We start from the raw sequence: 17,929 nt of genomic DNA, 5'->3' as shown, positions 1-17,929 counted from the left end.
TCAGACAACCCCGATCCTGGGCCTAATTCGGGCCCGTGATCGCTACCCTTTCGGGTAGTCAGCAAAATCCCCGGTATGGCGGACGCTTTCCGCGTGAACTGGTGGAAGGGGCTCATGCGACGTGACATCGCCCAATGGTTGAAGCAGATTGACCTCGCCTCCTCGTGGCACATGCTCGAGGCGCTCTACCTCCGGCGGGCGCGCGCACTCCTCGACGCCGAGGCCCTGGGCTTCTACCTCTACCCGCATGAGCGATACCCAGGCGACGACCGCCTGCTGGCGAGCGTGGTCGGCCTGCCACCGGACTTCGCACAGAGCTATGAAGCGCACGGCCGCGCCATCGACCCGGTGCTGGCCACCGTGCTGGACAGCCACCAACCGGCCAGCAGCGACGACGTGCTCGGCCGCGTGGGCTGGCGGGAGCATCCGCTTTATCGGCGGGTGAGCGGGCGCTTCAACCTCGAACACATCGCCACCGCGCCGATCCTCGGCGTCGAAGGCGTCATCGGCACGATCAACCTCGGCCGCACCGGAGTCGAGGGCACCTTCACCACGAGGGACCGGTTCCAGATGGGCGTGGTCGCCACCCACATCTCCGTCGCGCTGGCCCGGCTGCGCCCGGCCACGACCGGCGGCCTCAGCCGGTTCGGCCTGACCCCCCGTCAGGCGGAGACCGCACGGCTCGTTGCCACCGGGCTGACCAACCGCGCCGTCGCGGCCCGGCTCGGCGTGACGGAGGCCGCCGTCAAACAGTCGCTCAAGGCCGTTTTCCAGCGCATGGCCGTCACCAACCGCGTCGAGCTCGCCGCGCTCCTGGCGTCCTCAGGGTGAGGATCGGGGTCCTTCGGCTTCCTCTGGTGGCATGCGGGCGTCGGGGAGTCTTCACGCGGCGTCGTGCATCAGGCGGGTGAGACACAATGAACGCTGGTTCATCACCGTACCAAACCCCTGGAAACCCGATCCCTCCCTTCCAGAGGTATGAGTCACACGGCGCCGCTTATGAAACACGTCCTAGCCACCAGACACTACGTTGGCGAGCCCTTCGTGGTAGGAGGGGTACACGGGCGCCCAGCCCAGCTCACGCTTCGCCCGTTCGGTGCTCAGCCGGATGCGGGTTCCCACCATGAGAGCGAACATGTATGGCGTGGCGCGCAGCAGCCAACCGGGCATACTCGGCGGAACGGGTCCGCCGGCCGCCGCCGCGAGCGCCTTGACGTATTTGTCGAAGCGGACGGGGTGGGCGTCGGCGATGTTGTAGGGCCGGCCTGGCGTGCCGCGTTCCAGCGCCGCCACCGTGGCCGAGGCGGCGTCCTCGATGTGGATCAGCGAGATGGTCCCCGCGGGGTTCGGCACGGGAAGTATCCGCTTTCTGGTCATGTCCATCAGCTTCCTGGTGGTCGCTTCCGGACCGTAGAACATGCCGTAGCGAAGGGAGATCCCGTCGATTCCGGGTGTCCCGAAGACCTGCTCCTCGTTGGCGCGCATTGAGCGCATGTGAGGGTCGAAGGCACCCTGCCCAGGTTCGGCGAACGGACGGTCCTCGGTAACGGGCTCCTCGCCGTGGTCGCGGTAGCCGTACCCGAGGAAGAACGACTGGGTGACGAATCTGCGGGCGCCAACCATCCCGGCGGCCTCGATGAGGTGGGCGGTGCCGCGGTCGCGGAGCGCATCGGTCGCGTAGAGAGCGCGGTGGAACAGCGGAAGGCCGCTGATCGCCGTGGCCTGGTGCACGACGGCGTCCACCCGCAGGCCGTCGAGCGCGGTCAGCAGGGCCTCGCGGTCCATCACGTCCGCGACCACCGGAACGGCGCCCGCCTCGGCGAGCCGTCTGACACCCTTGTCGGATCTCGTCATGCCGTGCACCGCGTGACCGGCGGCGAGCAGGTGGCGGATCAAGACCGTGCCCAGTGTGCCGGTAGCACCGGCAAGCAGGACGTTCATGCTTGTGGTTCCTTCTTCATCAGGTGGGCACGCGCCTTCCTGCGCTGGCCGAGGACGCGCAGCCTGGCCGCGAGTCCGACCGCGGCGACCAGGGAAACCGCCGACAGCGCCCATGGATCGGAAGCCCGGCCGCCAAGATCAAGATCGGCCGCATGGTTGAACGCGTGGAAGGTGTTGGTGAACACGAAGCCCGCCAGCATCACCGCCATGACGTCGCGGCACCGCAGCGCGCACAGCAGCATCAGTCCGATGCCGATCTGGAAAACACCGGCGTCGTGGAGGAAGTGCACGTGGTTCGGCCAGTTGGCCCAGTCGGCGAAGCCCGCCGGATCCACCCGTGCCCATATGCCGGTGACCAGCATCGACATCGCGGCCAGCACGATGATGCCTCTGGTCATGTGACGTGTAGCCATAGTCAGTCCTCCGTCGGGAAGGGCCGCCTCACGGTCGGCTGCTCAGCCGGTACGCCGCGCCGCCACGAGGCCGAGCACCCCGATGGCGAGAACCGGCCGGCCACCGGTGACAGGGAAGTAGATGACGCACAGCGCGAAGCCGATGGCCACCAGATACCATCCGAACTGCGCGGGCAGCCGGCCGGTCGTACGAATGATGTGCTGGGCGAGCGTGCCCAAAGCCACGAGAGCGACGCCGGAGACCATGAACCAGATGCTGGCTTCGCGGGCGAAGTGGAATCCAGCGGGTCAGCGCGTTCATGGGGTGTCCGCCTCCTCATGTGGGACCAAGCGCAGCGCACGCTTGTAGATGTCGCGCAGCTCGGGCGCGGAGACAGGTGGGATGACCTGCTGGGCGCCGATGAGGATCAGATAGAGCAGCTGGGACATGGGCGCGACATCGGACTCCGGGCCGCCGAGGTCACGCCACAGCACCCGCAGGTAGTCGATGCGTGTGCGGTCGACCCGCTCCTGGACGGCACGCACATCGGTGTCCTGCAGGGCCCAGGAGCGGACGGCGATCTCGACGCTGTCGTTCTTGTCGTCCAGAACCAGGTCGAGCAGGCGGCGTAGCTTGGTCCTGGCGTGCCCACCCGAGCTCTCCACGGCGGTGATGAAGCGAGCGGTGTGCTCGGCCTCGAAATGCGCGAGCAGGTCCTTCTTGAAGCCCATCATGCCCTTGAAGTGGTGATAGAAGGAGCCCTTGGTGAGATCGAGCTCCCCGCACAGCCGCTCGATGGTCAGCGCCCGCGCGCCGTCCCGGGCCAGGACGTCGAACCCGGTTTCCAGCCAGTCACGTTTGGTCGCCATGATCGTTCAGCCGATGACGGTGATGCCGGTGGTGGACCAGAGCGCCCGGGAGCTCGCCTCTGGGTCATGCACGTCCGAAGGTTCGACGTCGAAGACGTGGGTGGTGGCCGTCCCGGGCTCGTAACCGGGCCAGCCGGGATCGCCCGTGGTCGCGAACCGGGTCCAGGCGGTGCGGAACTGCCGTGAGAGCGTCTCCGCCTCGGGTGCGCCGCCGGACATCGTCGAGGCCAACGGTGTGTCCAGGGTGCCGAAGGTCAGCGGCACGTCCAGGCCGTGGCAGGCGCCCAGGAGGGTGGGGGCCCAGGCCAGCTCGTACGCGTGGGTCCGCCCGGAGTGCGCGTCGGCCAGCAGCGCGCTCGGCATCCTGAACAGCCAGTCGGACATGAGCCTGCCGTACAGCTCCCGGGAGGACGCTTCTGGGAGCGCGGCCCGGTAGACCGCACCGGCGCCGGGTGGGGCGAGAGCCGCAAGGGCCGCATCGAGCCGTCCGTCCATCTCGCTGCCCGTCGTGTCATACGACGCGAGGAACAGGTTGAACTCGTCCTTGTTGAAGCCCACGATCAGGTCGATGTCGCCGGCGGCGCCGCGCACCACGGCCAGCCATGGCCTGGAGGGCAGGACCTCGCCGTCCACCACCAGTGCGAACGGGATCGAGGCGAACGCCAGGCGGCCCCATCGCTCGGGCGCACCGGTGAACTCCTCGGCCGCGACCGCGCTCGCCGCCGTGATCAAATCCTCGGGCGCGCTCTCGTACGGCGACGCGCCGCCCAGCCGCTTCCTGACGGCTTCGGTGATGCGGGCGGCCAGCCCAGGGGTGAGGAACAGGCCTGGCACGCTCTGCGCGATCGCCCGCCGGAACAGCCCGGCCGCCGAGGGCATCGTCATCAGACAGGCGATCGAGCCCGCCCCGGCCGACTCACCGAAGAGCGTGACGTTGCCGGGATCGCCGCCGAACGCGGCGATGTTCTCCTGAACCCAGCGCAGCGCCGCGACCTGGTCGAACAGCCCTCGGTTCGGCGGGGCGCCATCGACCTGGCCGAAGCCCTCCATACCGATCCGGTAGTTGAACGAGACCACGACCACGCCCTCGCCCGCCAGCAGCCGCGCGTCGAACTCCGGGAGGTCGGCCGAACCCGTCATGTAGGCGCCGTCGTAGATCCAGACCATCACCGGCAGCCCCGATCCGCCGGAGTCGGGCGACCACACGTTGACGGTGAGGCAGTCGAGCCCGTCCGCGGAGCTCCACGTGGGCATCCCGGCAAACACGGACGCCTGCGGTGGCCGGGGGCCGAAGCCGGTGGCATCACGGGTGCCCTCCCATGCCTCGGCGGGGACGGGCGCGGCCATCCGGAACGGCCCGAAAGGACTCCTGGCGAACGGGATTCCCTTGAAGACTCCGATGCCGCCCGCGTCGGCGCCGCGAACCTTTCCTGTCGTCGTCATAGTGATCGTCATCGCTCACCACTCCTTGCGTCTCACCAGACCGTACCGTACCGAATGGTATGGCACTCGCTCGAGGGTGGACAGCGGGCCTCCATTGATCCAGATCGGCCGCCTTCCGGGGGACATGACCGCTCAGGCTCGGATCCGCAACGCCGCCATCGCCCATTTCGCCCGCGACGGTTTTCAGAAGACGAACCTGCGTGCCGTCGCGGCGGACGTGGGGGTCAGCATCGACTTGATCTTTCATCACTTCGGCAGCAAAGACGGGTTGCGGACCGCCTGCGACGAACACGTCCTGCACGTCCTGCCCGGACGGGCACGTTGCGGGTGCCGAATTTGCATCCGCGCGGGTCGTAGGCATGATGGGCGATCTCGGCCCGGCGGTGTCTCGAGCGCTCCGGTGAGCGGCATGATGATCGGTTGTGGTGCTGCGCTTGGCCTACCTCACGGTGACGAATATCGTCTCGCTCCTGCGCTTGGTGCCTCCCGCGACCCAACCTCATCTCGGGTTCGGTCTCTATGCTACGAAGGGAAGCGCAGTGGGAGCCTGCCCCACGTGAAAATCCATGTCGGGGTGCTCTCGACTTGGGGTGCGAAACGGAGTCTCGTTACTCGTGACGGGGTTCTGGATTGTTGAACAACAATCCTGCTGCCTTGATGATGGGGTGGACGGCGTTGAGGATGAGTGTTCGCTGGGCGGGGGTGTGTTGGCTGGAGTAGCGGGCGGTCGTCTGGTAGGACTCGTGGCCGGCGATCAGTTGCATGACTCCTGGGGCGACGCCGCCGTCGCGGAGCATGGTGATCATGGTGTGTCGAAGCGCGTGTGGGGTGATGTGTTTGGCCAGGCCGCGTTGGTGGGCGAGTTCGAGGGCGGGCTGGAGTACGTTGTTGCGCTGGTTGGCGTAGTCGATATGGCGTCCCCCGGGTCCCTGGAAGAGGGGCTGGCCGGGACTCTTGCCTTTCGCGTGGCGCGCCAGGAGCGCGGCCAGCTCGTGGCAGATGGGTACGTCGCGCTGCTTCTTACCTTTCGGGTAGGGCCTGAGCTGCCATTGCCTGCGGCCGGTCGTTTCGTTGAGCAGGTAGGCGTAGGTCTGGGTGACGTGGATGAGGCATCCGGCCGGGTCCAGGCTGGACACGTGGAGTCCGGCGATTTCGCCCCAGCGCAGGCCGGTGGCCATTTCGGTCACGATGAATAGGGCGGTGTCGGGGTCGATGTCGTGGACCGCCTGGAGGTAGATGTTCACCTCGGGGCCGTACAGGATGGCCCGCGCGGTCACGGGGCCGGGTGGCAGGCGGAAGCCGTCGCAAGGCGATGAGGTCAGCAGTGGCGGTTCGCCGTCCTCGCCCTGCTGCATCGCCGCCCTGAAGACGGGCTTGATCGTTCCTCGGTAGACCCGTCCCACCGAGGCCGGGGACAGCGGCTTCGGGCTTGATCGTGCGGGTCTGGGTGAGCCTGCATCCCGCCATTGCCGCAGCACGTCGGGTGGCACGCGTCCGGTCCTCTTGACGGCGATGTCGTTGGTCTGTGCCCATCGGCGTGCGGCCTGCTCATCCGATAGGGGAGGGCTGGGCTGGTGCTCGTTGCGTGCGGATGGTTTGGTGAGCATCCATTCGACCCATTCGCGCAGCACGCGGCGGGTGACCCGGTCCAGGGGCAGATGGCCGAAGCAGGGGAAGACGTGCCGTTCGGCCTCGGTCAGGTAGACGAGGCGCTGGGTGGGGGCGGCGCCGAGGCGGGTGGCGTAGTTGTGGCGGGCGTAGTGTTCGAAGGTCGGCATGTCAGCGTCGAGGGTGCCGTCGAAGTGCGGGTCCTCGATGTCGTGGCAGCCCTTGGGGTAGCCGTGTGGCCGGTTCTCTCCGCTGAGTTCGACCAGGGTCGCGAAGTCTTCGGCGACCTGCCGCTCGTAGCAGGTCTCGAAGTCTTCTTTGCCGCCTCTGCCGCCGCCGATGCGCCACTTCACCAGCCACGATTTCGCGCCGTTCTTGGCCGTGCGTTCGATGATCCGCGCCATGTGCTCCTCCGGAGTTTCCTGGGGGCGCATGGTGGCGGAGGGCGCAGGCGAGGAGCGGCTACGACTCGCATCAACGAGCGAACTTTCACCACCGCATGGTGAGATGCGGGAACATCGGGGGAACATGATCTTCGAGCCGGTCTGGCCGGGCTGTGGCGCGATGCCAAGAAAGCGCCGTTGGCCTGCAGTGATACGTGGTAGGGCGCCTGGGACTCGAACCCAGAACCTACGGATTAAAAGCGCCCTGGTTAAATGCCGCGCACTGCCACGCCGTGTCGTTTCCTGTCATTCCGTCCGCCATTGTTCCCATCGTGATGCCGGGTTATGGCGGTGCGTGCCATGCCGTACCGCATACACGCGAGCAACCACTGAGCAACCACTGAGCAACCATTGGGTCGTTACTGCGCCGATCACGTCGTGATCGACGAGCAGCGGCGCGCCCTTGACCAAGGCCAATGAGTAGGTGCTGCTCGGAAAATCCCAGCTCGCCGGTCATCACGAGAATATCGGCGTGGCACACGCTTCTCTATGAGCTTTCCCGACCCGGCGAGGCGATACCAAGGTAAACGGGGTATGGCGTATCGTTTGATCTGGTCGGGTGGTTAATCGGCATCCCAGTCTTATTTCGCATTCACGGGCATCGCGTCAGGTTCGTCAAGCGATCGCGGCGATATCGCCATCATCGAAGTAGATGGACTGGTGAAGTCGACCTCCGAGGGCGGCTGCGTAGCGGGCCAGGATGTCCTGACCGGAGATCTTGCCCTGCTCGATCTGAGAGACGCGCCCCTTGGTGACTCCCATACGATCGGCGACCTGCTGCTGGGTCAGGCCGCGCCCCCGGCGGATCTCCGCCAGCCGGTGCCCTTGGACCTGGGCCAGGAGTTCCCGCTTACCGGCCTGGACGGCTTCCTCACCGCCGGCTCGCTGGACGTGTTCGGCCCGGATGTCCTTCCAGCGCACGTACCCGCTCATCTGCTGTCCTCCTGCTGGGCGCGTTCCTTCAGATAGACCTCGTATCGGTGCTCGGCCAGTGGGATGGCTTCCTCATACCAGCTTTTCCATCGTCCGGCCTTGTCGCCTGCGACCAGCAGGATGCTGGAGCGCCACGGGTCGAAGGCGAACAGGATGCGCACCGTGCCGGGCCGGAGTTCCTTGAGGTTTTGGATCGCCGATCCGGTGATCGTGTCGACCAGGGGCCGTCCCAGTCCAGGGCCGCCTTCGGCGAGCGCGTCGATGGCCTGCACTACCCGGGCATGCGTGGCGTCGTCGAGTTGCTCGATCCATTCGCGGACCTCGGTCACGACGTAGACGTCCCATTCTTCTCCGGCCACTTATGGAGTATAGCTATAGATATACCTCGGTGTCTTACGCCGAGCGCTGGATCCGCGGTGCGAGCCGAGTGCACCGAACGCATGCTGATCTACGGCGAACGTCATCTCCGTGCCAGGGAAATCGCGATTCCCAGCGCGACGAACGGCAGAACGACGATCGTCGTCGTCAGTCCTACCTGCGCTCTGCCGGCCGGAGCGTGCTCTGCGGCCCCGGGGAAAGGTGATACGCCGTCGTAGTTCTCCCGGCGTTTCACCGGTTCTTCAGAAATAGTCATGAGCCTCTTCCGTCTCGCTCACACGGCTCGCCCGTGCACGTAACACCATCGCCAGGCCGTCTCCGGTTCCAGCGCTGCAACCACCGGGTGATCGGTCTCCCGGTAGTGCTCCCTCGCGTGACCGCCCGGCGAATCGTCGGAACAGGCCACCCACCCGCACGTCAGGCACACCAACAGGCGCGCCCAAGTCAAGCCGAGCGCCAGACACTCCGTACATTCCGGCAACCCGCGCTCGGTGCCCAGGAGCATGTCGAGGTGGCCGCAGCGCGGTGCCTGACCGTTCAGACCGCCGTGTGCCGTCAGATTCACGCCTTCTACGTCCAGGATCATCACGACCCCCTCACGGCGACAGCGGCGCGAGGTGCGCCGACTGATCCCCTTTCATTCCACGTGATCGGCGGGCCAGCGGAAACGTCCAATCCCAGCAAGCCTCATCACCGGCTGTGATGGCGAATCCGACGTCGCTTTGTTCTCGGCGCCTATCCGCCCGGAGAGGAGGACGCGGGTCGTCATCCGGCGTGATAAGTCGCGCTCGGGTTGGCCGGTTTCCCGCACCCTGCACGTCAGTTCGCCGGTCATACGTCGAAGGCGTCACCCAGGACCGTCCTCCAAATCATCCCTGCTACCCGTCGGGCCGCTCCATCGAGGAGACTGCAGCCACCCGCCCTGATCGACAGAGGAGTCCGTCGAGCGGTAGTGGGAGGGCGCCGCCGAGGTGCTTGAGAACGTCCGAATCCGCGATGCGGCAGGTGATGTGGAGGGCACCTGCCTAAAACGGTCGACGCCGGGCAGGTGCTCCTTGCAGGCTCTGGCGAAAGGAGCCGACCATGCCTGACAACGCCGTACTGATGATTCGATTTCACCCGGTGGGCGGTGAAGACGTCTCCGTGATAAGCGGGGATTTCGACGGAGAGCCCGAAGCGTTGGAGGCGATCGCTCGTGCTCTGGACGAGCGGCGCAGCCTGGTGTTGACCCGGACGAGATACGACCGTGAATCCGACGTGAATGGCATGGTCATCAACCTGGCCAACGTGGTGTCGGTGCGGGTGTCGAAGACAAACAGCGCCGAGGCGGGCCAGTACCTGTAACGGCGGGCTGCGGGGAAGCACGCGGAGCCGCCAGGGCCGGGAAGATCCTCAACGGGTCCTCCTTGGATCGATCATGGAAGTCCCCGCGTGCCTGTTCCCCGTGCCCGCCAGATCGTGCTCACCGCTGCCGAGCGCAGGTGGCTCAAGCAGCTGTCCCACTCTCGTACCGCGCCGTTCCAGCAGGTCGTCCGCGTGAGGATCGTGCTAGACGTCGCGCATGGCTACTCCAACAACAAGATCGCCCGGCGGCCGGCGGTGGTGGTCTGGACGCCCCAGCAGCTGGCGGCGTTCCTGGACTCTGCTCGCGACGACCCGCTGTTCGCCCTGTGGTGGCTGGCCGCGTTCTGCGACGCGTGCGCGCAGGCTGACCTCGTGGTCGTCGGTTCGCGCGGCAAGGGAGTGATCGGCTCGGCGCTGCTCGGCTCGGTCAGTCACGGCGTCCTGCACCACGCGCACTGCCCGGTGGCCGTGGTCCGTCCTCGTCATTGACCGCCGACCGTCCCGATCAACTCTCCTTGGTCTCCGGCCGTGGGAAGCGCGGCTCGCGGAATTCCGGAGCGTCCTCTTGCGGGGCGGCTGGCGTCGGGTTCAGCGCCTCCAGCGGCGTGTCATCCCATACGGCTCGCTCTGCCTCGACTGTGTTCTCCACCGCCTCGATCTGCACAGGGCTTTCCAGCAGGCCGAGCGTTTCCTGTTCGCCACGGTGCCGGACAACCCTGTTGATCGCCTCTGCCATCTCTCGCCGGGTGTAGGCGCCCTCCGGTAGATCGTTGAGGTGCGCCAGCATGTCAGCGGACAGGTGGATGTGTGTGGACGCGCGCGAATAGACGTCCCGGACCGCGGCTTGGTCGCGATCGCGGTAGGCCTCGTCCAGCACCTGCCGCATCTCCTCCAGCCAGACCCGATCAACCATATCGATCCCCCCGGTAGACATTCCAGCCATACCCATATTTGTGGTGAGGACACGCGTTGGCAGCTCTGTGTTCTCCCATCTCGGCGAGGGTATGGATCAGTGGCTAAATGCCGACGGCTGTGCCGGCTGGACCGCCTCGGGGCAGAAGAACGGGATCAGCATGCCGGAGATCACAGGGCTTCACCACATCGCGCTGCCGGCGACGGATGTGCTGGCAAGCGGCGAATGGTACGAGCGCGTCTGACGTACGGCCTGCTCAGGACGCGTTCGCCCGGACTGGCAGCGGACGATCATCACTGGATCGTCCTTACCGACGTACTTGCTTGCCCACGATGAGCGGCAACAGGACCGGCTCTGAGGGTCGCTCCTCGAGCTCCAGTTCGGCGTAGCCGGGGCCCGTGCCCCGCAGGTTGTCGGAGAAGGCGTCCGAGAGCAGGTCCTGACCCGCTCCGTACAGGCCGAGTTCCTTCGCGATGCGCGTCGTCGCCTGGAAGGTGTCCCAGACGAAGGAGTGGATGAGCCCCGCGTCGGGGGCCGTAGGCGTGGGTCATGATGAGCGAGATGTCATCGCCATAGCTGGCCACGTGCCCGTCGATGAGCAGCCCGGACTCGATCGCTCGCGCAACCTCGCGGCGAGCCTCGGAGATCATGTCCGGATGGACCGCTGAGTGGTCGGCGACCCCCGGTGTCGGCCTTGATGATACTGAGAGTGAGCATTTTTCAGCGCCTCCCGTTGGCTTGCCCCCGCTGGTGACATCGGTGCGACCACGTCTCCTCTTCTCGATCCAGTCGGCTTGCGCAGGGGATGTGACCGCTAGTGGCCAACGTCCTGTGCTGGCCAGGGGCGGAAGTCCTCTTCCCCGAGTTGAGCGGCGAAGGACAAGATGGAAACGCCCGACAGGCGCCGCGTCAGGGCCCTTCTGCGGGAATGCGGAGCAGACCGAAGTCCAAAGACACCTGGAGCTCTGAACGTGCCGGATCGCGCCGCAGCCTGACCTCCACGCTGGGAATCCGCTTGCCGAGCTGATCCAGGGCGTCCACCAGCGGAGTGATGTCCCAGCGGTGGTACGGCGGCAGCGACCGCAGGAACAAGGCGAACTGGTGGTCGAACTCACGTCGCAGGTGGTCGTCATTGTGTACGTAGCGGATCGCGATCTCCTGAATCCGATCATCATCTGTCATGTCGTGGCCTGCCTTCGCAAAGGTGCCGGAGTGTAGGAGGCTTGGGCAGGCATCGAAAGATCACCTGCTAGGCCAGGATCGTCGACAGCATCGGGCGCAGCACTTCGCTGCGGAAGTCCTCGGGCAGCCTGCCAACGGCTATGGAAGATGTATCTCTGCTCCATCTAGTCAAGCCCGTCGCCAGCGAGATTGGCGAGCCGTAGTCACCGTCTGAGCAGAGTACGGCGTGACCCCAAGGTGGGCTCACGAAGTGGGCCCTTCGGCGCCGCGCATGAGACTCCTTGCCGTCTGATGGTGATGAGAGGGGTGTCCTTTGTCGTCGGCGTGGGGATTCGTGTTAGGTGCGGCGAAGTGCCGGGGGAGGCAGGTACGCCGAGTGTTCGTTGATCGTCATGATGCGGGTGTGCGTCTGGCCGAACGGCTGGCCGGACGTATGACCGACGAGAATGTGGTCGTGCTGGGATTGCCCAGAGGCGGCGTACCCGTGGCCTTCGAAGTCGCCCAGGCCTTGGGTGCTCCGCTGGATGTGATCGTGGTCCGCAAGCTGGGGGTGCCGTTCCAGCCCGAGCTGGGATTCGGTGCTGTCGGAGAGGGCGGCATACGCGTGATCAATCCTAATGTCGTCCGGATGGCGAACGTGACGCAAGCCGAGATGGCGACGGTAGAGGAACGTGAGCAGGTCGAGGTGCTGCGCCGGGCGCGCCGTTTTCGCGGTGACCGCGCACCGATCGACCTCGCCGGTCGTACGGTCATCGTGGTAGACGACGGGATCGCCACGGGCGGCACGGCTCGCGCCGCCTGCCAGGTGGCTCATGCGCGCGGCGCCGCGCGAGTGATCTTGGCGGTCCCGGTCGGCGCGCCGGACACGATCGCGAGTCTGCGGGAGGACGCCGACGAGGTGATCTGTCTGGAGACACCTGCCGATCTCTTCGCCATTGGCGTCTGGTATGCCGATTTCACTCAGACCACCGACGAGCAAGTGGTCGAACTGTTGCGGCGGAACGCGGCTCCTGCCGCCGAGGGCATGGTGCGCGGGAAGGAAGCTGATCCGCGGGAGGCTGTCGGTGAGGTGATGGTGGAAGCCGGTCCTGTCCGGTTGCCTGGGCGATTCGTCATTCCGGAGGAGGCCGAGGGCGTGGTGGTCTTCGTGCACGGCAGCGGCAGCAGCCGGCACAGTCCACGCAACCGGTACGTGGCCTCGGTACTCCACCGTGCGGGCCTGGGAACTTTGCTGTTCGACCTGCTCACGGCCGAGGAGGAGTACGACCGAGGCAACGTGTTCGACATCGAGTTGCTGGCCGGAAGGCTCGTGCAGGTGACGAACTGGCTTGCTGATCAACCTCAGGCCGCGGGACTGCCGGTCGGCTATTTCGGAGCCAGCACCGGAGCGGCGGCCGCGCTGTGGGCGGCGGCGGAGCCAGGCAGCCGAGTGACCGCCGTCGTCTCACGAGGCGGACGACCGGATCTGGCCGGACCGCGGCTGTCCGCGGTGCGGGCGGCGACGCTGCTGATCGTGGGCGGCCGCGACGAACTGGTGCTCGACCTCAATCTGGCGGCGCAAGAGCGGTTGCGCTGCGAGAACAGCCTCGAGGTCGTCTCTGATGCCACTCACCTGTTCGAGGAGCCCGGAGCGCTGGAGACCGTCGCCGACCTGGCACGCGACTGGTTCACCGAGCACTTCAGGACATGCGTGAGCTGAGAGTAATGCCGTCACGGGGACGGTGCCGGTCACTAGGCGGGGCTTTGGCTCAGCGCTGTCGCTCTCTTCGCTCCTGAGGACCCTCGGCCCTTGACCGTCAGGCCTGGTAGGGGGTGAAGGGAGGGGGTATGTGACCTGCGCGATTGAGGCCGTGGCGAAGGTCGTTCGCCGACCACGGCGCGGCGCCGGAGATTGTCGCGGTTGCGACTCATGGGTTGTTCGTTGAGGCGGAGGCGGAGCGTCTCGGCCGTGCCAGGATCGCGCTCTGCTGAGGCCCGCAGGGTCGACCAGAAAGGACTGACGGGTATGTCCGAACAGATCATCGTAGGCGTGGACGGCTCCCGGGGAGCGCTGGCGGCGGCACTGTGGGCGGCCGACGACGCGGCTCGCCGCGGCTGCGACCTGCAGATCGTCTATGTCGAAGAGCCGCTCGTCTACGGCGGGCGAGCATACGAGCGCTCAGCCGACGACCCAGCCCGCAAGCAAGGTGAGCGGCTGCTGCAGGAGGCCGCCGCGCGGGCGGCCGAGTCCCGAAGCGATGTCCATGTGAGCACCGAACTGCTCTACGGCGACACTACCGAGATCTTGCGCGCGCAGGCCGGCGAGGCCGCGGCCATCGTGGTAGGGAGCCGCGGCCTGGGCGGCTTCGCCGGGCTCCTGCTGGGCTCGGTGGGATTGGGCCTCGCCGGGCATGTGATGGGGCCCGTGGTCGTGGTCCGTGGCGCACCCACCATGGTGCAGGGCGAGATCGTGGCCGGGCTGAACCCCGACGACGCCGTACACCCGGCCATCGACTACGCCTTTGAGGAGGCGCAGGCACGCGGCGCCCGGCTGCGGGTCGTGCACGCCTGGGACCTGCCGTCGAGCAGGCTGGGTGCCGGATTCGGGCTGGATCCCGACATCATCGCCCAAGCGCAGCAAGCCCATGTCCATGGCGTGCTGGAGCCGTGGTTGAAACGGCACCCCGGCGTGGCGGTGAGCGAGTCGGTCTACCGCGGGAACCCCATCGCGGCGCTGTGCGAGGCGTCCGCTCGTGCCGACCTGGTCGTCGTTGGCTCGCGGGGCCGGGGAGTGATCCGCTCGGCCGTGCTCGGCTCAGTCAGCCACGGTGTCCTTCACTACGCGACCTGCCCAGTGGCTGTCGTACGGCCACGTGTCCGAGCCGACTGAAGGCACCAGCACATGCGACCAAGATCCGCCGATCACCGCGCCGATGAGTACGACACGTTTCCGAACGGTCCGATTCTGGTGCTGGGGGCCTTGGGCCGCGTTGCGCAGGTAGGCCCAGAGTACGGTGAACATGCCTAGCCGGTGCGCTGTCTGGAACGCTCGCCGTACTTCCTGCAGTCGCCACATGCTTTCCGGCGCGCCGAAGTAGACCGTGGCCCCGACCGCTACCGCGCCCAGGTCGAAGGCTTGTTTGACTGTGCGAACATCACCTGGCCATAGCGGTTGGGGTAGGTCATCAGCTCGTTGTGGTTGAGCTCGACGATGAACGGGACTCGGTGCACGTACCGGCGGAAGACGGCGCCCAGCACACCGAGGGTGGAGGCGATGGCGTTGCAGCCACCCTCGATGGTCAGCTCGCGCAGCTGTCCAGGGTCGAAGTAGCCGGGATTGGGGGCGGACGACGACGCCGCCGAATGCTCGTTTCCCCGGTCCACGGGAAGGATCGACAGTTACCCGGTGCCGGCCAGGCGGCCGGTGTCGAAGACGTGCTGCAGGTTGCGCAGCACCGCGGGCGGCCTGTCACTGTCTGCCACGACCCGGCCCACGAAGTCAGGGCCGGGCAGATGCGGTTGCTCGCGCGGGATCCCGGTCGCGTGGTGTTCGAGCAGGGTCGATGCCTCGTCGCTGAGTATTCCCTTGAGATCCATGGCCATCTCTCAGCGATCGTGCCGCCATGGTGTCGTCACTCGTCCTCGTGACGCTCGTTGTGCGGGTCTGAGCTCACCAGCTGGTGCACGTGGTGGCAGTACACCTCGAAACCGAGCATCGCGGCGACATGGGCGCGGGCCCTGCCGACGGTGCCGTCCCTCTGCTCGGCCAGCCGGCCTACCTCGTTGATCCGGCGTTGGAGACCCGTTCGTAGTTCGGCGGTGAGAAACGAGTGAACCTCGTCTATGGAGCCGGTTTCCACGGCCTTCTCGGCGAGAGGAAGCACCGAGCCCTCGTCCACACCTGCCGGTTTGAGGCCTGTGTAGGGAGCGTTCTCACCGGCACGGTGCATGCGTACGACGGTCTCGAAGAACCACTGGTCCGCCAGGTCGGCGACCTCCGGGCCCAGGGCACGCAGCGGCAGGACACGGGAGAATGCCCGGCGGACCTCATCCTCGCCTTCGGTGTGGACGTACGGCAGCACAAGATCGACGTCACGGGCGCGCAGCGCGTTCTTCGCCGCCGTCACGACCGGGCCGCTCATCGAGTCACAATGTGGAGGCATTACCGCCACCCCCTTGATGTCGCGAGTCCATCCCAGCACGATGTCGCGACGGCATGGAAGAGGCGAAGGTCCCGAGTCCGCCGGCTCTGATCACGTGGGCTCTGCCTCACTCCCGCGGTCGGGTCCGCTCGGCCCCTGGCGGATGTCGAGGACGGCGTTGTGTAGATGCCGGATGGCTTGGTCTAGCTCGTCGATGGCATGGCCGACCTTGGTGGCGGCGTGTTCGTCGTTGATGTGGGGCAGCGCCCCATGCAAGTGAAGGCTGACCGCGTGCAGCCGGTGGATCAACGAGTCAAAGAGGGCGTATGCCATACGCTCGCGATCCGCTGCCGACCGCTGGGCGTGTCCGTGTTGATCGGCCGGGTCCGGGCCGGGGACAGCTTGTTCATCTGTCATGACCGATGTCCCCTTCCCTGCATAGCGGTGCTCTGGCCCACCCCTAACTCATTTCCTTGTGAGTACCGGTGAGTGCACACAGTTTCGGCAAAGGCTTTTGTGGTGCGTTTTACCCTCTTGGAGGCGGCGGGCCGAAAGGCCCTATGGGGTGGGACCTCCGCTCCAGCACCAGACGCCGCCGCGAGTTGGGATGAAGAGACGGGAAATCCTGGGAAATACGCGGAGGCGGACATGAACGCGGTGTCGTGCTGGGAGCCGAGAGGCTTCTTGGCGGAGCTGTTCGATCGGCCGCACTGGCCCGCTCCTCGGTCGCGGGAGTGGAACCCCATCAGGTTCGAGGATTACGCCAAGGACGACCGCTACGTGCTGCGGGCCGAGCTGCCGGGACTCGATCCTGGCAAGGACGTCGAGATCAACCTCGCCAGCGGCGTCCCGGGAGAGGCGTGACGACCGATCGGGCGCTCGTCCTCCAGCGGCTTGTGGAGGAGCAAGCAGCCGAGCCAGAGATCATCTCCGTGTACTTCACCGTTCCTGCCGAGCCCACCGAGTTCCCCGAGCTGCTCACGCACGTGACCACACTGGTACGGCAGGCGGCGCCAGCCGGCATGAACACCGAAACGCTCGCCGATGTACGGGATTCAGTCGTTGAGGTGGAGTTTGTAGAGAGTCTTGGGTCTGCCTCGTCTGGTGGGTTGGGAAACACAGACGGGGGTGGCGAGCTGGTATTCGCGGAGCGTGCGAATGATGCGGCGTCCGCTCGGTGGGCTGAGCTGCAGGTGCTGGCTGATCTCTTCGGCAGAGACAGGGGAACCGGCGACGAGGCGCTCGAGGCTGGACAGGCGCGACAGGGTGGCGGTTCCGAGGCCGGTGCGTTTGGCCAGGGCTTGCAGGTCGGTGGCAATGGTCTTGTAGGCGGAGCGCAGGGGTGTGTGGCCGGTGCCGATCGGTCCGATGACGAGGCCGTCCCCGGTCTGGAGGTATCCGCATGACGGGCCGTGCTCGCGGGCACGTCGCAGCGCGAGTTCGGCGCTTCGTACCGACAGGCGGGCGGAGTCATCGAGGCCGAATCCCACGGCCAGCTCAATGCCGAGCTGTGTGCGGGTCTGCTCGAGCAGCGGAAGCGTGGTCCAGTTCTCGGTGAGAGCTTCGAACAGTGCGCCTGCCGACAATTACATCCGCCCAGGTCATGCCCCTGAGGGTCTCGTGTGGCATGCACGAGTGCTGACCATCAGGAGAGGGGGCGGCATGATGACCGGCTGTGCTCTTTCGCCTGGCCTACCTGACTGTCACGAACGCTTTCGCCGCGCTGCGGTTGCTACCGATGAGCGATCGGGACAAGGACGTCGAGATACTGGCCCTGCGTCATCAGATCACGGTTCTTGAACGGCAACTCGGCGCCGACACCAAGGTGAGATTCACCCTGGAGGACAGGGCCTTCCTCGCCTCCCTCCTGGCATCGTTGCCCCGTGAGGTCCTGGGCTGGCTGCGGCTCCTCGTCAGGCCGGACACCGTTCTGCGCTGGCATCGCGAGTTTATGAAACGGCGTCATGCCGGTACCTGTCGGCCGAAGCGGCGTGGGCGACCGCCCACGGTCCGCTCCATCCGTGTCCTTATCGTGCGTCTGGTCCGGGAGAACCCCGGCTGGGGCTATCGGCGGGTCCATGGTGAGCTCACCACGCTCGGCATCAAGGTCGCACCGTCCACGGTGTGGGAGATCCTCAAGCAGGAAGGTCTTGATCCGGCGCCCGAGCGGGCGTCCACCACGTGGGCTGATTTCCTGCGCTCGCAAGCCGACGCCCTGCTGGCCTGCGATTTCATCGAGACCGTCACCTTGAACGGGCAGCGCCAATACCGGTGGTCTGTTGGATCAAGGAATGTGCCGGGTATCACCTGTTTAATAGTTGTTCGGGTGATTCGGGGTGTGTGATGACTGCCCGTCTGCCG

General features: G+C 66.4%; 23 protein-coding genes and 5 pseudogenes. 9 read left to right on the top strand and 19 right to left on the bottom strand.

Annotated elements, in window-relative coordinates; translation table 11 throughout:
• Positions 1 to 75: 75 nt before the first annotated feature.
• A complete protein-coding gene (locus ACFY2X_RS24130; RefSeq protein ID WP_389941267.1) occupies positions 76 to 831 on the top strand; it encodes a LuxR C-terminal-related transcriptional regulator in 756 nt (251 codons plus the stop codon).
• A gap of 180 nt (positions 832 to 1,011) precedes the next feature.
• On the opposite strand, the gene ACFY2X_RS24125 is transcribed toward ACFY2X_RS24130, so the two are convergent.
• The 5 genes and pseudogenes from ACFY2X_RS24125 to ACFY2X_RS24105 all read right to left on the bottom strand — a co-directional run bounded on the left by ACFY2X_RS24125 (position 1,012) and on the right by ACFY2X_RS24105 (position 4,658).
• Complete coding sequence (locus tag ACFY2X_RS24125; protein ID WP_389941266.1) at positions 1,012 to 1,941, bottom strand: NAD-dependent epimerase/dehydratase family protein; 930 nt, start codon at positions 1,939 to 1,941, stop codon at positions 1,012 to 1,014.
• Positions 1,938 to 2,354, bottom strand: coding sequence for a hypothetical protein (locus ACFY2X_RS24120; RefSeq protein ID WP_389941264.1), 417 nt, complete (start codon positions 2,352 to 2,354; stop codon positions 1,938 to 1,940). The genes ACFY2X_RS24125 and ACFY2X_RS24120 overlap by 4 nt, the downstream gene beginning before the upstream one ends.
• A 42-nt stretch (positions 2,355 to 2,396) precedes the next feature.
• Positions 2,397 to 2,615, bottom strand: a pseudogene (locus tag ACFY2X_RS24115) (DUF6463 family protein); the annotation flags it as partial.
• A gap of 36 nt (positions 2,616 to 2,651) precedes the next feature.
• Positions 2,652 to 3,203 (bottom strand): TetR/AcrR family transcriptional regulator, encoded by a 552-nt coding sequence (locus ACFY2X_RS24110; protein ID WP_389941262.1) that lies wholly within the window; start codon positions 3,201 to 3,203, stop codon positions 2,652 to 2,654.
• Between the two features lie 6 nt (positions 3,204 to 3,209).
• Entirely contained in the window at positions 3,210 to 4,658 is a 1,449-nt protein-coding gene (locus ACFY2X_RS24105; RefSeq protein WP_389941260.1) for a carboxylesterase/lipase family protein, read from the bottom strand.
• Here ACFY2X_RS24105 and ACFY2X_RS24100 point away from each other — a divergent pair.
• Positions 4,603 to 5,283: a TetR/AcrR family transcriptional regulator gene (locus ACFY2X_RS24100; protein WP_389941258.1), complete on the top strand. Its 681-nt coding sequence runs from the start codon at positions 4,603 to 4,605 to the stop codon at positions 5,281 to 5,283. The two genes, ACFY2X_RS24105 and ACFY2X_RS24100, sit on opposite strands and share 56 nt — an antisense overlap.
• On the opposite strand, the gene ACFY2X_RS24095 is transcribed toward ACFY2X_RS24100, so the two are convergent.
• The 4 genes from ACFY2X_RS24095 to ACFY2X_RS24080 form a co-directional block, all read right to left on the bottom strand.
• A complete protein-coding gene (locus ACFY2X_RS24095) occupies positions 5,255 to 6,658 on the bottom strand; it encodes a tyrosine-type recombinase/integrase (protein WP_389941256.1) in 1,404 nt (467 codons plus the stop codon). The two genes, ACFY2X_RS24100 and ACFY2X_RS24095, sit on opposite strands and share 29 nt — an antisense overlap.
• A 654-nt stretch (positions 6,659 to 7,312) precedes the next feature.
• Entirely contained in the window at positions 7,313 to 7,630 is a 318-nt protein-coding gene (locus tag ACFY2X_RS24090) for a helix-turn-helix domain-containing protein (protein WP_389941254.1), read from the bottom strand.
• A complete protein-coding gene (locus tag ACFY2X_RS24085) occupies positions 7,627 to 7,989 on the bottom strand; it encodes a type II toxin-antitoxin system RelE/ParE family toxin (RefSeq protein WP_389941252.1) in 363 nt (120 codons plus the stop codon). The genes ACFY2X_RS24090 and ACFY2X_RS24085 overlap by 4 nt, the downstream gene beginning before the upstream one ends.
• 293 nt (positions 7,990 to 8,282) lie before the next feature.
• Positions 8,283 to 8,594 (bottom strand): UBP-type zinc finger domain-containing protein, encoded by a 312-nt coding sequence (locus ACFY2X_RS24080; RefSeq protein ID WP_389941250.1) that lies wholly within the window; start codon positions 8,592 to 8,594, stop codon positions 8,283 to 8,285.
• Positions 8,595 to 9,091: 497 nt separating this feature from the next.
• On the opposite strand from ACFY2X_RS24080, the gene ACFY2X_RS24075 reads away from it, so the two are divergent.
• Both ACFY2X_RS24075 and ACFY2X_RS24070 read left to right on the top strand, forming a co-directional pair.
• Positions 9,092 to 9,352 (top strand): hypothetical protein, encoded by a 261-nt coding sequence (locus ACFY2X_RS24075; protein ID WP_389941248.1) that lies wholly within the window; start codon positions 9,092 to 9,094, stop codon positions 9,350 to 9,352.
• A 351-nt stretch (positions 9,353 to 9,703) separates the two neighbouring features.
• A pseudogene (locus tag ACFY2X_RS24070) lies at positions 9,704 to 9,841 on the top strand (universal stress protein); the annotation flags it as partial.
• Positions 9,842 to 9,857: 16 nt separating this feature from the next.
• On the opposite strand, the gene ACFY2X_RS24065 reads toward ACFY2X_RS24070, so the two are convergent.
• Complete coding sequence (locus tag ACFY2X_RS24065; RefSeq protein WP_389941246.1) at positions 9,858 to 10,265, bottom strand: hypothetical protein; 408 nt, start codon at positions 10,263 to 10,265, stop codon at positions 9,858 to 9,860.
• A gap of 91 nt (positions 10,266 to 10,356) precedes the next feature.
• Here ACFY2X_RS24065 and ACFY2X_RS24060 point away from each other — a divergent pair, with 91 nt between their 5' ends.
• Complete coding sequence (locus tag ACFY2X_RS24060) at positions 10,357 to 10,509, top strand: VOC family protein (RefSeq protein ID WP_389941244.1); 153 nt, start codon at positions 10,357 to 10,359, stop codon at positions 10,507 to 10,509.
• Here the strand turns inward: ACFY2X_RS24060 and ACFY2X_RS24055 are convergent.
• The 4 genes and pseudogenes from ACFY2X_RS24055 to ACFY2X_RS24040 form a co-directional block, all read right to left on the bottom strand.
• A pseudogene (locus tag ACFY2X_RS24055) lies at positions 10,446 to 10,592 on the bottom strand (fructose 1,6-bisphosphatase); the annotation flags it as partial. The gene ACFY2X_RS24060 and the pseudogene ACFY2X_RS24055 overlap by 64 nt on opposite strands.
• Positions 10,573 to 10,782, bottom strand: coding sequence for a fructose 1,6-bisphosphatase (locus tag ACFY2X_RS24050; RefSeq protein WP_389941810.1), 210 nt, complete (start codon positions 10,780 to 10,782; stop codon positions 10,573 to 10,575). The pseudogene ACFY2X_RS24055 and the gene ACFY2X_RS24050, both read right to left, overlap by 20 nt.
• Positions 10,783 to 10,807: 25 nt before the next feature.
• Positions 10,808 to 11,050 (bottom strand): annotated as a pseudogene (locus ACFY2X_RS24045) (fructose 1,6-bisphosphatase); the annotation flags it as partial.
• A 124-nt stretch (positions 11,051 to 11,174) separates the two neighbouring features.
• Positions 11,175 to 11,447 carry a hypothetical protein gene (locus ACFY2X_RS24040; protein WP_389941835.1) on the bottom strand — a complete coding sequence of 91 codons (273 nt, stop codon included), beginning with the start codon at positions 11,445 to 11,447 and terminating at the stop codon, positions 11,175 to 11,177.
• A gap of 403 nt (positions 11,448 to 11,850) precedes the next feature.
• Between ACFY2X_RS24040 and ACFY2X_RS24035 the strand changes: the two genes are divergently transcribed.
• Positions 11,851 to 13,146: a phosphoribosyltransferase family protein gene (locus ACFY2X_RS24035; RefSeq protein ID WP_389941242.1), complete on the top strand. Its 1,296-nt coding sequence runs from the start codon at positions 11,851 to 11,853 to the stop codon at positions 13,144 to 13,146.
• A 306-nt stretch (positions 13,147 to 13,452) separates the two neighbouring features.
• Positions 13,453 to 14,316, top strand: coding sequence for a universal stress protein (locus tag ACFY2X_RS24030; RefSeq protein ID WP_389941240.1), 864 nt, complete (start codon positions 13,453 to 13,455; stop codon positions 14,314 to 14,316).
• Here ACFY2X_RS24030 and ACFY2X_RS24025 read toward each other — a convergent pair.
• The 4 genes and pseudogenes from ACFY2X_RS24025 to ACFY2X_RS24010 all read right to left on the bottom strand — a co-directional run bounded on the left by ACFY2X_RS24025 (position 14,242) and on the right by ACFY2X_RS24010 (position 15,985).
• Positions 14,242 to 14,810 (bottom strand): annotated as a pseudogene (locus ACFY2X_RS24025) (hypothetical protein). The gene ACFY2X_RS24030 and the pseudogene ACFY2X_RS24025 overlap by 75 nt on opposite strands.
• Positions 14,811 to 14,825: 15 nt before the next feature.
• Positions 14,826 to 15,023: a hypothetical protein gene (locus ACFY2X_RS24020; protein ID WP_389941238.1), complete on the bottom strand. Its 198-nt coding sequence runs from the start codon at positions 15,021 to 15,023 to the stop codon at positions 14,826 to 14,828.
• A 35-nt stretch (positions 15,024 to 15,058) separates the two neighbouring features.
• On the bottom strand, positions 15,059 to 15,568 hold the full coding sequence (locus ACFY2X_RS24015) for a DUF6448 family protein (RefSeq protein ID WP_389941236.1): 510 nt from the start codon (positions 15,566 to 15,568) through the stop codon (positions 15,059 to 15,061).
• A gap of 111 nt (positions 15,569 to 15,679) precedes the next feature.
• Complete coding sequence (locus tag ACFY2X_RS24010) at positions 15,680 to 15,985, bottom strand: histidine kinase (protein WP_389941234.1); 306 nt, start codon at positions 15,983 to 15,985, stop codon at positions 15,680 to 15,682.
• Between the two features lie 231 nt (positions 15,986 to 16,216).
• Here ACFY2X_RS24010 and ACFY2X_RS24005 point away from each other — a divergent pair, with 231 nt between their 5' ends.
• Positions 16,217 to 16,432, top strand: a complete 216-nt coding sequence (locus ACFY2X_RS24005) for a hypothetical protein (protein WP_389941232.1) — start codon at positions 16,217 to 16,219, stop codon at positions 16,430 to 16,432.
• A gap of 191 nt (positions 16,433 to 16,623) precedes the next feature.
• On the opposite strand, the gene ACFY2X_RS24000 is transcribed toward ACFY2X_RS24005, so the two are convergent.
• Positions 16,624 to 17,154, bottom strand: coding sequence for a hypothetical protein (locus ACFY2X_RS24000; RefSeq protein WP_389941230.1), 531 nt, complete (start codon positions 17,152 to 17,154; stop codon positions 16,624 to 16,626).
• 89 nt (positions 17,155 to 17,243) lie between these two features.
• Here ACFY2X_RS24000 and ACFY2X_RS23995 point away from each other — a divergent pair, with 89 nt between their 5' ends.
• Positions 17,244 to 17,912: a helix-turn-helix domain-containing protein gene (locus tag ACFY2X_RS23995; RefSeq protein ID WP_389941229.1), complete on the top strand. Its 669-nt coding sequence runs from the start codon at positions 17,244 to 17,246 to the stop codon at positions 17,910 to 17,912.
• The last annotated feature ends 17 nt before the right edge of the window (positions 17,913 to 17,929 follow it).

The sequence above is a fragment of the Streptosporangium sp. NPDC000396 genome (assembly GCF_042898655.1).
GTDB lineage: Bacteria > Actinomycetota > Actinomycetes > Streptosporangiales > Streptosporangiaceae > Streptosporangium.
Note: the sequence above shows the minus strand (reverse complement) of the source record. Positions and strands in the feature narration are given on the sequence as shown.

What these genes read in the sequence shown, in the direction of transcription:
- ACFY2X_RS24130 (WP_389941267.1), top strand. Translation starts at nt 76, where the DNA reads ATGGCGGACGCTTTCCGCGTGAACTGGTGGAAGGGGCTCATGCGACGT.
- ACFY2X_RS24080 (WP_389941250.1), bottom strand. Translation starts at nt 8,594, where the DNA reads ATGATCCTGGACGTAGAAGGCGTGAATCTGACGGCACACGGCGGTCTG.
- ACFY2X_RS24030 (WP_389941240.1), top strand. Translation starts at nt 13,453, where the DNA reads ATGTCCGAACAGATCATCGTAGGCGTGGACGGCTCCCGGGGAGCGCTG.
- ACFY2X_RS24060 (WP_389941244.1), top strand. Translation starts at nt 10,357, where the DNA reads ATGGATCAGTGGCTAAATGCCGACGGCTGTGCCGGCTGGACCGCCTCG.
- ACFY2X_RS24015 (WP_389941236.1), bottom strand. Translation starts at nt 15,568, where the DNA reads ATGAGCGGCCCGGTCGTGACGGCGGCGAAGAACGCGCTGCGCGCCCGT.
- ACFY2X_RS24005 (WP_389941232.1), top strand. Translation starts at nt 16,217, where the DNA reads ATGAACGCGGTGTCGTGCTGGGAGCCGAGAGGCTTCTTGGCGGAGCTG.
- ACFY2X_RS24125 (WP_389941266.1), bottom strand. Translation starts at nt 1,941, where the DNA reads ATGAACGTCCTGCTTGCCGGTGCTACCGGCACACTGGGCACGGTCTTG.
- ACFY2X_RS24075 (WP_389941248.1), top strand. Translation starts at nt 9,092, where the DNA reads ATGCCTGACAACGCCGTACTGATGATTCGATTTCACCCGGTGGGCGGT.
- ACFY2X_RS24095 (WP_389941256.1), bottom strand. Translation starts at nt 6,658, where the DNA reads ATGGCGCGGATCATCGAACGCACGGCCAAGAACGGCGCGAAATCGTGG.
- ACFY2X_RS24100 (WP_389941258.1), top strand. Translation starts at nt 4,603, where the DNA reads ATGCCGCCCGCGTCGGCGCCGCGAACCTTTCCTGTCGTCGTCATAGTG.
- ACFY2X_RS24120 (WP_389941264.1), bottom strand. Translation starts at nt 2,354, where the DNA reads ATGGCTACACGTCACATGACCAGAGGCATCATCGTGCTGGCCGCGATG.
- ACFY2X_RS24090 (WP_389941254.1), bottom strand. Translation starts at nt 7,630, where the DNA reads ATGAGCGGGTACGTGCGCTGGAAGGACATCCGGGCCGAACACGTCCAG.
- ACFY2X_RS24110 (WP_389941262.1), bottom strand. Translation starts at nt 3,203, where the DNA reads ATGGCGACCAAACGTGACTGGCTGGAAACCGGGTTCGACGTCCTGGCC.
- ACFY2X_RS24020 (WP_389941238.1), bottom strand. Translation starts at nt 15,023, where the DNA reads ATGGATCTCAAGGGAATACTCAGCGACGAGGCATCGACCCTGCTCGAA.
- ACFY2X_RS24105 (WP_389941260.1), bottom strand. Translation starts at nt 4,658, where the DNA reads ATGACGATCACTATGACGACGACAGGAAAGGTTCGCGGCGCCGACGCG.
- ACFY2X_RS24010 (WP_389941234.1), bottom strand. Translation starts at nt 15,985, where the DNA reads ATGACAGATGAACAAGCTGTCCCCGGCCCGGACCCGGCCGATCAACAC.
- ACFY2X_RS24065 (WP_389941246.1), bottom strand. Translation starts at nt 10,265, where the DNA reads ATGGTTGATCGGGTCTGGCTGGAGGAGATGCGGCAGGTGCTGGACGAG.
- ACFY2X_RS24040 (WP_389941835.1), bottom strand. Translation starts at nt 11,447, where the DNA reads ATGACAGATGATGATCGGATTCAGGAGATCGCGATCCGCTACGTACAC.